The sequence below is a fragment of the Tolypothrix sp. PCC 7712 genome, assembly GCF_025860405.1.
In the GTDB taxonomy this organism is placed as follows: Bacteria; Cyanobacteriota; Cyanobacteriia; order Cyanobacteriales; family Nostocaceae; genus Aulosira; species Aulosira diplosiphon.
In genome coordinates, this window is sequence record NZ_CP063785.1 from 2550984 (window position 1) to 2563745 (window position 12762).

Consider the following 12762-nt stretch of genomic DNA (forward strand, 5'->3'; position numbering starts at 1 on the left):
TAGGGATTGGGGATTGGGGACAAGGGATGAGGGAGATGAGGAAGATGAGGGGGACTGGAAAAAGCAAGGGGGCAGGGGGCAGGGAGCAGGGGGAGACATAATTAATGACAAACACCCAATTACCAATTACCAATTACCAATTACCCATTACCCAATGCCCGATGCCCGATGCCCGATAACCTTTGACTCTTGTAAATGAATCTCTTTTTTATTGCTTTGCTACCACCGCAAGATATTCAAGATTACGCTAACCAAATTAAGCAATATTTTGTTGATAATTATGCCAGCAGACACGCGCAAAAGTCTCCTCCACACATTACTTTGCAACCACCCTTTCAATGGGCTGATAGCGAGATGTCACGCTTAGAAACATCTGTGGGGGAGTTAGCGATGGGAAAACAGCCAGTACCGATTACCCTCAAAGGGTTTGCTGCCTTTGCGCCCCGTGTCATATATATAAATGTATTGAGAACTCCAGAATTGTTGAATTTGCAAGCCGATTTAATGGCTCATGTCGAAGCAACTTTGGGTATTGTGGATGAGGTTGGTAAAACTCGTCCCTTCGCACCCCACATGACAGTTGCATTTCGAGACTTAACAAAGCAGAATTTTAAAGCAGCTTGGCCAGAATTTGAAAATCGTCAATTGCATTTTGAATTTATTGCCGACAAGTTAACGCTATTAATGCATGACGGTAGAAGATGGAATATTAAATCTGAGTTTGCTTTATTAACAGAGTAAATACCAAAGTTAATCAGCTAATACCTGTTTAATATAAAATATTTTCGTGATTGCTTGAGCGTAAATGTTTGCTGGCGATCGCATTTATAATTCAGTTACATAATTTGCTGTAAATGCAATACAAATCCAGGTAGCACATCTTCACCTGATAAACTTTCAGGGTTATCTAATATCTCTACATCTTTTCCTGGACGATAAATTTCCACACGCTTATTTTTCCGATCAATTAACCAACCTAGTCGAGCGCCATTTTCAATATATTCCCGCATTTTATCCTGCAAATCTTTGAGAGAATCGCTAGGGGAACGCAACTCGACTACAAAATCAGGACAGATGGGGGCAAATTTTTCTTGTTGTTCTGGGGTTAAAGCATTCCACCTCTCAATTTTTACCCAAGAAGCATCTGGAGAACGATCTGCACCATTGGGTAATTTAAAGCCACCATTAGAGTCAAAAGCGATTCCTAAATCATTGGTGTCTACCCAATTAAACAGCTGTTGAGTAAGCCTACCATTACGATTGCTAGTTTCTCCACCAGTTGGTGCCATAATTAATACTTCCCCTGATGCTGTGCGCTCAAATCGATAATTGCGGTTTTTCTGACACATCTGGAAGAACTGCTCATCAGTCAAGTCGATTTTTAATTTTAGGGTAGAAGGCAAAGTGATTGTCGCTGTGTCCATAAACTTACCCCAATATATTACTTTCTAGTTTAGTGGAGTGTGGGGAGCGATCGCACAAAGGTAAGCTCAATTATACTAAGCGATCGCACTTTGCAAACCAATACAAAGGCGATCGCTAAATCTCATTCTCACGCTTTAGTATCTACAGAGATATCTGAGATAATTAAATGATCTATATTTTCATGGATTATATTTTCTATCTTTACAAAATCATCTTTAAGAAAACTTTCCCAAAAGTCTTGGACTTTTTTCATTAATTTTTCAACATCAGCATCATCATAATCTTTCTGATTCAAAATATCCTTTTGATAAATAGTTATCCATTTTTCTGCCCAATTACTTTTCTTAAAAATTGTCGAATTATCTCTGGATACTTGATGAATTCTTTCCCTAATATTTTTATTGTCGTAAGGGCAAATGAGTAGTCTTATTACAAGATATGCAGAACCATTTTCAAAATGGAACGCAAGTGGTAGGTTTTTATCACGCCATTCTTGAGAACCAAAGCCTATGTATTTTTTACTGTATCGGTCTAAAAATATTTTTTTAGATGTGATATATTGACTAGCTAATTTAATTATATTATCAGCTATTTCCAACTGTAAATCTGGACGATGTTCAAAAATTAAATCCAGAGCTTGTTTATGTTTACCATATATTTTACGGCAGAGTTCTGCAATTTCCGAATCAGTCATAATATGTCTCTTAATTAATATAGAATAATGATTTATTAATGTATAAACATCTGTGCCAATAGTAGACTTATAATTATTGCAAATATTATCAAGTATCTCAGCCACGTTAGAATATGTATATATTCTTCAATTTTCGTCAGAGACTTTATCAGTTTCTGGTGATAAATAAATTAATACTTTTCGATAATTGCTATATTCAATATCAACAATTTCGCGATATCTCCATAGTTGATTTGAATGTTCACCAGAATCAACCTTATTTTCTATAGCACATACTAATTTGTTACTGGGTGATTGGATTAGAATATCAATATTTTGCCACTCTCGTCTAACCTCAGCATCTTTTAAATCAGCTATATCAATATCAACCGCGCTAATATCTGCATACTTTTCATCTTTAGGGTTCTCTGTCTCTAGCAATACTCGCTTAAGAAATCGCTTCAGAAAAATATCATCCAGTCTGTGATTTTGAGATGGATTTAATAAGAATGCTAGAAAGTTGGAGTGACGTATTTCCTGACGTACTACGCCAATTGCTTCAAAAATATTGAACTGTGCGAGCTTTGATTCCAGTTCCTCTAATTCTTCATTATCAACAATAAATTTTTCTAGTAATGCTCGGTCTTTTGTTGTTATTGTCATTACTAATGAATTTTCTGATGAACAACAGTTGTATTGTTCCCAGAAATGAAGCCAAGATAACTTTGATACCAAAAATCCGGGTTTTACCGGATTATTGACAGAATAGTGCGGTAAAAATGACATAACACTTTTTCCGATTGATAGTCTCCGCTCAGGGGAAAAAGTGTCAGAATCGAGGAAGCGATCGCAATTTTCTATGATCGCACTGTTCCTCAAGGCAAACTCTGGAGGGTAACTTGCCTAAATCGATTCAATCTGTTCAACCACCGCTTAAATTTATTCCCCAACGCTTGAACCGCATTGTCCTCCAGATTGCTCAGTGGTTGTTACCATTTTTTTTACGGTTTCGGACTCGCCCTTGGTTAGTGGCGGGTATTGTTGAGATTGAAGCGAAGAATGCTGAGGTGTTAGCCCAGCTTTATCAACAGTTTCAAGCTGGTAAAGTTCGCTTTTTGTTGGCGTTTCGACATCCAGAGGTGGACGATCCTCTCTGTATGTTATATTTACTGTCTCGGATTGTACCCAAGGTTGCGAAGGAAAAAGGGATAGCGTTGCAATACCCCGTTCACTCCCATTTTCTTTACGATCGCGGTATGACTTTGTGGGCTGGAGACTGGTTGGGTTGGTTTTTTTCGCGCATGGGAGGTTTGCCAATTCATCGGGGTAGGCGATTAGATAGACAAGCTATCCAAACAGCACGGGAGTTGTTTGCTAATAGCAATATACCGATCGCAGTAGCACCGGAAGGCGGAAATAATGGTCATAGCCAGATTGTTAGCCCCTTAGAACCTGGTGTGGCTCAATTAGGGTTTTGGTGCGTAGAAGATTTACTCAAAGCTCAACGTTCTGAGACTGTTTTTATTGTCCCGGTTTCTGTTCAGTATCGCTTCGTTAATCCACCTTGGACAAAACTGCATCGATTGTTGAGAAAATTAGAAATTGATAGTGGTTTATCAGTGCAGTCAGTCGATCAATTGGGTAGTGATCAATTCCCAGAAATTGATTATCAACGCCTCTGTAGGTTAGCAGAATATGTAATTTCTGAGATGGAGGAATTTTATCGCCGTTTCTATCATCAACATTTGCCAGCTACACCCGAACTAGAAATTATTGAGCGACTACATCGCCTGATGGATACTGGTTTAAAAGTAACTGAGCAATATTTTAATATCCAGTCGCAGGGAAATTTTATTGATCGCTGTCGCCGCTTGGAAGAAGTTGGCTGGAGTTATATTTACCGAGAAGATATAGCTGATATTCATGCTTTACCACCCTTCAAACGGGGATTAGCTGATTGGATTGCTGAGGAAGCAGATTTGCGGATGCGACATATGCGTTTGGTGGAAAGTTTTGTTGCTGTTACCGCTAGCTATATTCAAGAACAGCCAACTGCGGAACGGTTCGCGGAAACATTATTAGTCATCTTCGATATGCTATCTCGAATTGGCGATCGCAAAAAAATGCCCGCCCGTCCCCGATTAGGATGGCGAAAAGCCCAAATTACCATCGGTGAACCAATTTCGGTAAGCGATCGCTATTTCAATTCCCAGGGCGATCGCCAAGCATCTAGACAAGCTGTCAGTCAGTTAACCAAGGATTTAAAAACTGAATTAGACCGATTGATTGAGTAATTGGTGATTTGTCGTTTGTCATTTGTCATTTGTCATTTGGTGTTTGGTGTTTGGTAATTTCCCCTCATCCCCCTCATCTCCCAGTCCCCAATCCCTTGCTGTTTTTCTAACCACTAATCAAAGCTAAATTCTCAACTAGTTTGTCTTTTCCAGGTGAAGTAAGAATTTAAATCTCTACTGGTAACTATATAAATTAGGATGATGATACTCAGAACTGCCATAATCAAACTTCCGATGCTGAGAAAAAGGGAAAGTTTGTCACTCAGTAAAATAACCATTGTGACTAGAATTACAGCCAGGAAACTACAAAGACTCATCATCACCCATTTTGCCCATTTATGCCCTTGCAGCACAAAGTACATGACTACAATTGTGAGTAAAATACGTCCAATAGCCCATCTATCTCGTGCAGCGATCACCAGCGTAGTATCTAAAATACAAAGCAAGATAAACATAGCCAGTAATGTGTTTCGAGCTTTTAAGGCAGCTTGACCTATCTGGAGCATGGCTTTTTTCTGGTAATAGGATATAGAGCGAATTAATTAAATATTAATTTAGCGCTACAAATTGATGCAAAGCAGAAAAAAAACTATCGCCGCATTTCTACTATGCTCATCAGCGAATTGCTTTCAAAGCTTGCATGAATTCACTTTAAAAAATTAGCTTTAGCTAATATTGTTGCATATTATGACAACTTGTATACAAACATCTCGTTAATTGATATGAGACCGCTTAACATCTACAAAATTCGCGATGTTGCCCATCAAATTTGAAATTTTAGATTTTGGATTGAACATTCACAACTTCAGATTTAAAAAAGTCTGGTTGCTTGATCACAGTATCAGAGTAAGCAAGATTAAGTGAGTCGATGGAAATAAATAAAACTATGTTACGAAATCTAAATTGGTTTGAAATTTTTACCAATGAAAAATGACCAATGACAGCCTCAGCCAGTTATCTTTAATTTCGCCGACCTACTTATTTGTGAAATAAATCCAAAATCCAAAATTGACTGGTTGAGTTATCACCATTCTTCTGTAAAGGTGTATTCTCCGGAACTGAAAACTGGAATCGGTTGTGGTTCCTCTTTCATAGGAGTTGGTGGTTTAATCTGACAACTTTCGCTAGAGTGGTTCTGTTCTTGATGGTGAAGCGATGAAAAGGGAGATTCAGCGTGATGTGCTGAAGTTTGGACATCGCGTTCAACAATGTTGGATTGTGGTTGAACTAACTCAATATGTGCGACTTGAGTATGGGAAGGTGATAAAGTAACGCGGGTAATCTTACCACCGAGGCGATTAATACCCTGAATCGTTTGCGACAGACAACTATAAGGAATTGTCTTGATGTACTTAGCCTTCCGCATTAATGCTCGATGACAGCCCCCTGTCACTTCAATTGTCACTTGGCGATCGCTATAGTCACTAAAATCGCCAGGATCAATTATTGTGGTCGCCATACAAATCACCTTGAATTTCGATGCTGTTAGCAACTTATCATCAACCTGAATCGATGGACAACCGAAGTATTAAGTAAATGAATTACATACTGTAATTAAATGGGAACAGAGAAATATCCCTAATTAAAATTAGGCTGTAATTAAATACAGGTTCTTGATTTTTCTTAATAAGGTGTGCCGTCTTTATGGGTAAACTGCCACTTACCTTCTACAAGTAAAGCTTGAATATCATCATCGGGATATGTTCCTTCATCCCCTGGTGTGCGATCGCCTATTTCTAAATATAAAACTTCCTCTGAGGTTTCGTTGATCAGGTTGTGGGCGTTTCCAGTTCCCGCCTTGAAACCTGCACACATCCCCGGCGAGAGCGGAGTTCGTCCTTCATCGGTTTGTAGGGTAGGGTTCCCCTTTAGAATATAGATAAACTCGTCTTGCTTAGAGTGAGCATGACGCAGGGCGGAAATTGCGTGAGGAGCTAATCTTGTGAGGTTGACACCAAAGTTCGTCAGACCAAACAAATCGCCCAGTGGATGTTTCTCTCTACCCGCTATGCGAGAAGCAAAAGGCTCTGGATAGTTTGTCGGCTTAGTGCGTGGCGGTGCTTCAGTTGCGTGGATGGCGATGGGATTGATGGGTGATGCCATAGAAACGCTCTCTTAACAGAAGACAAGGGTTAACTATAATTATTATGCGTAAACAAGCAACCTCGAAAGCGATCGCCATGATTGACTGTCTGAATTTTCAAGTTGAGAGGTTTTGGTTAAGAAGCTATCCAAACTGACTACACCCAAAAACCATTCTTCATTGGTAGCCGCATCCATGAAAATCTTGCTTGTAGAAGATGATGATGTATTAATTAAAGTTCTGACCAAAAATTTGACAACCCATCACTACATTGTAGATGTTGTAAAAGATGGGGAAATGGGCTGGACTTACGGCTCTACCTTTGAGTATGACTTGATCATACTGGATATCATGTTGCCAAATTTGGATGGCATCAGCTTATGCAAGCGTTTTCGGGCACAGGGTTATACGGTGCCAATTCTGTTACTGACGGCTCAAGATAACATTACTGCCAAAGTACAAGGATTAGATGCAGGTGCAGATGACTATGTTGTCAAGCCTTTCGATCCCATAGAATTAATTGCCAGAATTCGCGCATTACTGAGGCGTGGTAGTAACAATCCTTTTCCCTTACTAACTTGGGGGGATTTGCTGCTTAATCCTAGTACTTGTGAAGTAACTTACAATGGCTGTCCCCTGAACCTGACAACGATGGAATATGATTTACTAGAACTTTTGCTGCGAAACTGTCAGCATGTGTTCAGTAGTGAAGAACTTTTAGATAAATTATGGTCTTCAGAAGATTTTCCTTCTGAGGCTACAGTACGTTCTCATGTTCGCAGGTTGCGGCATAAGTTGGTAGCTGCGGGTGCGCCCCATGATTTTATTGCTACTATGCATGGACGGGGTTACTATCTAAAAGCACCTAGCACAGAAGAAGTAAATAATTTATCAGTAACCCCAGAAAATAATTCCCATAGTGCTGCTGTCATAGTTAAATCTAGAGAAACTGAGAGCGATCGCCCACAGCATTTAATACCGTCGGATTCGCAACAGCAATACTTGGCATTTCTCAACGAGACTTGGACGAGGACTAAACCACAAAGTCTCGACCAAATGGGAATTTTATTACAAATCGTCAGAGACTTACAAACCAATCAACTTACACCCCAGCAACAAACACAGGCGCAACATGTGGCTCACAAACTCGCAGGAACTCTGGGAATTTTTGGGCTAACCAAGACAATGCATATTGCTCGTCAACTAGAGTATTGGTTAGGCGGTAGGGAGCGACTGCAACCAAAACACGCACCATTGATGAAAACTCTGGTAACGGCTCTCCAGCAAGATATAGATCATACTACACTGATCCAATTGTCCCAGATTCCGGCTGGCCAGTCACCACTATTGCTAATGATCAGTGCAGACAATGAATTCAACCAGTCAATAGTAGCTGTAGCAGCCAGCCGGGGAATTCGCATTCAAATTGCGCCTACACCGGATATAGCGCCAGCAATGCTTACCAATGAGCCTGTCTTGGATGGTTTCGGTGAAGATCCTGATGTTATCCTGATGCGGTTACCCTCAATGCCATCAAGAGCAGAAGTCATCGAACAGCCTAACTCAGAGTTAAGTAACATTTGGAAGACATTGCAGACATTCGCCGAACGTTACCCGAAATTACCAATTGTGGTGATCGGCGATCGCGGCGAGATGAGCGATCGCTTAGAAGCAATGCGGCGGGGTGGAAAATTATTTTTGGTAACGCCGACTCCACCAGAACAAATAGTTGACACTGTCGTGAATTTGCTGCGAGATCCAGAAATTCCCAACAAGGTAATGATCCTTGATGACGATCAAGATTGGTTACGTACTCTCCCCACCTTACTGAAACCTTGGGGATTTAAAGTAACTACCCTTGCCGATCCGCAACAATTTTGGACAGTACTCCAAGCAGTTACTCCCGATGCTCTAGTATTAGATGTCAATATGCCACAAATCAATGGATTTGAACTCTGCCAACTTCTTCGCAGCGATCCGCATTGGCAGCGGTTGCCAGTATTATTTTTGAGTGTACTCACAGATCCTACTACCCAGAATCAAGCTTTTGCAGTTGGCGGTGATGATTATCTATGTAAACCCGTGAAAGGGGTAGAATTAGCCAACAGAATTTTGAGGCGGTTACAAAGAGTTAGAGCTTGGGCAAATTGATTATAGGGCATAGGGCATAGGGCATTGGGTAATTGGTAATTGGTAATTGGTGATAGGAATTTCTCCCCTCATCTACCTCATCTACCTCATCTCCTCTTAGTGTTTGGTAATTTGTCAGCAAAAAAATCATTTCATCTCCCCATTGTTTCGGACTTTTGGAGGGACAATGACAACATCTTTCCCATGCCCTATGCCCTATGCCCTATGCCCAAAAACTCCATCTCCTTGTGCGTGGAGTTTTTCATTTAGTAAATGAACTGATAATTTCGTAAGGCTAAAAAATGTTACTTAAAGTTTACTGAACATTTAATGTAGCAATTTTTGAGAGACAATAATCTTATAAGGAAGCTGAGATTAAAAACTTAACCTCAGCTTTTCCTTACCAATCTCCTTAAATGTTTTTTGTGTTGCACAGACACACACATGGAGGTAAAAATGTTACACGATATTTTAGTACCAGATCCCGGCACTTACCTCATCATCAAAATTTCTGTGTTGATTTTGGCACTGTTAGTATTGATGATTGTATCTGCGGCCCCAGTTCTTTAAGAATTAACTCAAAAATTTAGGTTCTCACTCCGATATCTCACAGATGTGAGTAGTCTTTGCTGCTTTATTGGCAAAATAGTTAATTGCTTAAAGATGACTGTATCTGCTTTGGGGTACAGTTGATGGCAATCGAATCGCAAGTGAAGCGGTAGCGATATTATGGGCGTGAAATCAGCAGAATAAAATACCTGAATCTGGATTTAATTTAGGATTCACCAGAAATCTGACAATTAGCCTAAGAATGGTCTTTCGTACTACCAAAGATGGAGAAGATACGATTGAGAGGATTCTATATCGCAATGCTTAGTGAAATATCGATGGATGGAATCAATATAATGTCCTCGGATGACAACTGCTAATCAACTGTGTAAGTGGGATTTGCATGGACTAGATTTAACTAGCGTGTTCCCAGTCGCTGAGTAACTCATGCTGTTGTGGTTTTGTCTGACGTTTCTTGAGGGGGACTCTGGGAGAACCGATATCAACCTTGGGGAAAGACTGTTGTTTCTTGTTAGGAGACTGGTTACCTTGGGTTTTGGAATTAGTCGGTGTGTTTGTCATGGCTTTATGAACCTGTAATGAAAACTTCAGCACTACTTTATATCATCAATTTTAAAACTGCAAATTTCGGAAGAAATATTTTATTTTTTTCAGTATTCCTACGGGAATAACAATCTCTTCATTTGTTTAATGCTTATTCACTATTTTTTCACATTATCAGCACAAATATAAGATACTGTTAACAACTGCTTAAGAATTAGTTCACAGTAAAATTCCTGAGACGCAGCGTTGAAAAGTAACATTACATAGAGATACAAGCGTTGCGTGAGAATATGCGCGATCGCACTTAAGGCAATACTACTCGTTTAAGCGTTTTGAACTCAAAATTGGTTTTGGGGAAAAGGTGTACCCCTGCGGGGAAGCAAGCTACGCGTAGCGTCTCCGCAGGAGAAAGGTTAAGGGTTAAAGGTTTTTTCTCTACCTTTTCCCATTCCCCTTTTTTCCCTTAACCGACAAGTATTGACACTTATGGCTGTTTATTCACCTGAGAATTAACAATTGAAAAACCTCTTCTTGTAGATTTGCTTTTGGCTACCTGCACTTGAAAGCTGATTTTGTCGCTTTTCTCTCCACTTTTCGCTTCCAATGTCCATTTACCAGGACGCAGATGCCAAAATACAGAATTAGCTGAATCTATAGCTAGCTTTTCACCATTTAACCGCCACTCTATAGGCTCAACTACCTTTCCTATTAGCTTAAACTCTAGTTTCTGGCTTGTTTGTTCCCCTGGATACAGCAAAAATAAATCGCCATTGTGAGGAGATAGAATTCTCAAATTGCTAGTATTAAAAGTTGCTTGTTGCTGTCTAGCTAACCATTCATCATATTCTGGCGATAAATTGCCTGGTTGTTGATTTTCGTAAGCAATTTTGTCTTCTGGATAAAAGTATTCCTGCACCACAGAAGCGCAATCTGGTGTAGGTTTTAACCCAGAAATTGCACAGATGGGTAATTGCACTAAACCTTGAGGTGGAAGAAAATTTTCAGGTTCTTGATGTTCGTGCAAATGTAACATAATCCGATTCCACAAAGGCGCTGCACCAGTCACCCCTGATACTTGGCGCATTGGTTCGCCAGTGAAATTTCCTACCCAAGTAGCGACGGTATAATCTGTAGTGAAGCCTACAGTCCAAGTATCGCGGAAATTTGAAGAAGTCCCAGTTTTAACTGCTGCTGGGAAAGGAAGATTTAATACAGAATCTACACCAAAAGCTGTGGCACGGGCGTGGTTATCGCGCAGCATATCGGTGATTAATTGCCAATTTGTCGGGTTGGTATTTGGTGTTTGGTGTTTGGTGTTTGGTGTTTGGGGAATTGTTGTGATTAGTGATGCGGCTTCACCTTGTTGGGCTATGGTGAGGTAAGCCTGGGCTAATTCCCAAAGGCTGACTTCGCCACTACCAAGAGTTAAACCTAAACCATAATATTCGGGGGTTTGATTGAGGTGTTCAAAGCCTAATTGACGCAGATGTTCGAGGAAAGCTGGTACACCTACCTTTTCTAATACCCTGACAGCAGGGATGTTGAGGGAGTTTGCCAAAGCTACCCGCACCCGCACTGGGCCGAGAAACTTTTGAGTATAATCTGTAGGGCTATAAAGTTTGGCACCGGGAATGGCGTAATGTGCGGGGACATCTGCCAAAATTGTATTCGGGCGAATTATACCTTTTGCTAACGCCAATTCATAAACAAACGGCTTGAGGGTAGAACCTGGTTGACGTAGGGCTTGTACTCCATCATTGCGTCCGAGTTTGGCTTCATTAAAGTAATCGGGGGAACCGACATAAGCCAAGACTTCCCCTGTGTGGTTGTCAATTACCAAAGCTGCTGCATCGTGGACGTTATTTGTAGCCAGGGAAGAAAGTACTTGCTTTACCTGTGCTTCGACAAATTGCTGTAAAGGTCTATCTATTGTAGTGTGAATCTGACCTTCCCCTTGTGGGGTGCTTTGCTGATTCGCTAACCAAAATAAAAAGTGGGGTGCAGCAATAATTCCTCGTTGGCGAGATTGAAATACTACCTTTTCTGTATAGGCGCGTTCGGCTAGCGAGGAAGTAATATAACCATCCTGTACCATACGGTTGAGGACGTATTTTTGTCGCTGTTTCAGCCGTTGCCAATGGGCTAACGGGTCAAAATATGTGGGATTATTGGGAATGGCAGCTAAGAGAGTAGCTTGAGCAAGATTTAAATCACTGGCTGGGAGAGAAAAATAAGTCCGGGATGCGGCTTCCACACCATAGATATTTCCTCCCATTGGTAAGCGATTAATATATGCAGAGAGGATTTCATCTTTATTCATCCCCGCTACTAATCGCCAAGATAGCCAAATTTCTTGTAGCTTTCCTGAGAGATTGCGTGGAACAGGATCTAACATCCGCGCTAACTGCATGGTAACTGTGGAAGCACCAGAAACAATTTTTTTGGCGTGAATTGCTTCTTTAATAGCGCGGGCTACTGCTTTTAAATCTAATGCCCCATGATGATAGAAGCTGCTATCTTCAGCCGCTAAAATTGCCTGAATAAATTGGGGAGAAACTTGATTTAAGGGGACGACGGCTGTATGCTCTTGGTCACGGGTGAGTAAAGTTCCTAAGGGTAGCCCATTGCGATCGCTAAATTGCAACGCTAGCTGATTTTGCAAAATATCTTTAGCCCGAACTGGCGCAAAATAGGGCATAAGGCGCACTGACAAGCATATTAGCAGCAAAGCTAAGATTACCTTACCCTTTTTGCTGCGATTCAATACCCGCCAAAATTTTTGCGTAATTTGGATTAGCCTGCGTGAAGTTACTTTCATTAGCGAATGCGCTACCCTGTCAAACTTACTTTAATTTTGACGTAGCGATCGCACTGTAATCAGGAAATATTACTAACAATTTACAACTGATTTGTCATTTGTCATTTGTCATTTGTCATTGGTATGTATTCACAAATTTTTATCTATAAAAAATCAATACTTCTTAATATAATTTTCTCCTCTTCTTCCTCTCTGTGTCCTCAGCGCCTCTGCGGTTCATCACCTC

The 12762-nt window shown here is 40.5% G+C and carries 14 protein-coding genes; 4 read left to right on the plus strand and 10 right to left on the minus strand.

Annotation, left to right across the window (positions count from 1 at the left end; genetic code table 11):
* Positions 1 to 13 precede the first annotated feature (13 nt).
* On the plus strand, positions 14 to 199 hold the full coding sequence (locus tag HGR01_RS10490; protein ID WP_045872906.1) for a hypothetical protein: 186 nt from the start codon (positions 14 to 16) through the stop codon (positions 197 to 199).
* Positions 196 to 741, plus strand: coding sequence for a 2'-5' RNA ligase family protein (locus HGR01_RS10495; RefSeq protein WP_045872905.1), 546 nt, complete (start codon positions 196 to 198; stop codon positions 739 to 741). The genes HGR01_RS10490 and HGR01_RS10495 overlap by 4 nt, the downstream gene beginning before the upstream one ends.
* Before the next feature lie 95 nt (positions 742 to 836).
* Here the strand turns inward: HGR01_RS10495 and HGR01_RS10500 are convergent, their stop codons facing one another.
* The 3 genes from HGR01_RS10500 to HGR01_RS10510 form a co-directional block, all read right to left on the minus strand.
* The gene (locus HGR01_RS10500; protein ID WP_045872904.1) at positions 837 to 1424 is read right to left on the minus strand and encodes a Uma2 family endonuclease; all 588 of its coding nucleotides are present in this window, start codon (positions 1422 to 1424) and stop codon (positions 837 to 839) included.
* Positions 1425 to 1552: 128 nt separating this feature from the next.
* Positions 1553 to 2119 (minus strand): hypothetical protein, encoded by a 567-nt coding sequence (locus tag HGR01_RS10505; protein ID WP_096622090.1) that lies wholly within the window; start codon positions 2117 to 2119, stop codon positions 1553 to 1555.
* A 126-nt stretch (positions 2120 to 2245) separates the two neighbouring features.
* Positions 2246 to 2884, minus strand: coding sequence for a PD-(D/E)XK nuclease family protein (locus HGR01_RS10510; protein ID WP_045872902.1), 639 nt, complete (start codon positions 2882 to 2884; stop codon positions 2246 to 2248).
* Positions 2885 to 2997: 113 nt separating this feature from the next.
* Between HGR01_RS10510 and HGR01_RS10515 the strand changes: the two genes are divergently transcribed.
* Positions 2998 to 4392, plus strand: a complete 1395-nt coding sequence (locus tag HGR01_RS10515) for a 1-acyl-sn-glycerol-3-phosphate acyltransferase (protein ID WP_045872901.1) — start codon at positions 2998 to 3000, stop codon at positions 4390 to 4392.
* A gap of 131 nt (positions 4393 to 4523) precedes the next feature.
* Here HGR01_RS10515 and HGR01_RS10520 read toward each other — a convergent pair whose 3' ends face one another.
* The 4 genes from HGR01_RS10520 to HGR01_RS10535 form a co-directional block, all read right to left on the minus strand.
* Positions 4524 to 4898: a hypothetical protein gene (locus HGR01_RS10520; protein WP_045872900.1), complete on the minus strand. Its 375-nt coding sequence runs from the start codon at positions 4896 to 4898 to the stop codon at positions 4524 to 4526.
* Positions 4899 to 5416: 518 nt separating this feature from the next.
* Entirely contained in the window at positions 5417 to 5851 is a 435-nt protein-coding gene (locus HGR01_RS10525) for a phycobilisome linker polypeptide (RefSeq protein WP_052335331.1), read from the minus strand.
* 164 nt (positions 5852 to 6015) lie between these two features.
* Entirely contained in the window at positions 6016 to 6495 is a 480-nt protein-coding gene (locus tag HGR01_RS10530; RefSeq protein ID WP_045872899.1) for a cupin domain-containing protein, read from the minus strand.
* Positions 6496 to 6537: 42 nt separating this feature from the next.
* On the minus strand, positions 6538 to 6672 hold the full coding sequence (locus HGR01_RS10535; RefSeq protein WP_255325303.1) for a hypothetical protein: 135 nt from the start codon (positions 6670 to 6672) through the stop codon (positions 6538 to 6540).
* Here HGR01_RS10535 and HGR01_RS10540 point away from each other — a divergent pair.
* A complete protein-coding gene (locus tag HGR01_RS10540) occupies positions 6671 to 8626 on the plus strand; it encodes a response regulator (protein ID WP_045872898.1) in 1956 nt (651 codons plus the stop codon). The two genes, HGR01_RS10535 and HGR01_RS10540, sit on opposite strands and share 2 nt — an antisense overlap.
* On the opposite strand, the gene HGR01_RS10545 is transcribed toward HGR01_RS10540, so the two are convergent.
* From HGR01_RS10545 to pbpC, 3 genes are all read right to left on the minus strand, one after another.
* A complete protein-coding gene (locus HGR01_RS10545) occupies positions 8607 to 8756 on the minus strand; it encodes a hypothetical protein (protein ID WP_155539499.1) in 150 nt (49 codons plus the stop codon). The genes HGR01_RS10540 and HGR01_RS10545 overlap by 20 nt on opposite strands.
* An 812-nt stretch (positions 8757 to 9568) precedes the next feature.
* Positions 9569 to 9736 (minus strand): hypothetical protein, encoded by a 168-nt coding sequence (locus HGR01_RS10550; protein ID WP_168161020.1) that lies wholly within the window; start codon positions 9734 to 9736, stop codon positions 9569 to 9571.
* A 466-nt stretch (positions 9737 to 10202) separates the two neighbouring features.
* On the minus strand, positions 10203 to 12536 hold the full coding sequence (gene pbpC, locus HGR01_RS10555; RefSeq protein ID WP_045872897.1) for a penicillin-binding protein 1C: 2334 nt from the start codon (positions 12534 to 12536) through the stop codon (positions 10203 to 10205).
* Positions 12537 to 12762 lie beyond the last annotated feature (226 nt).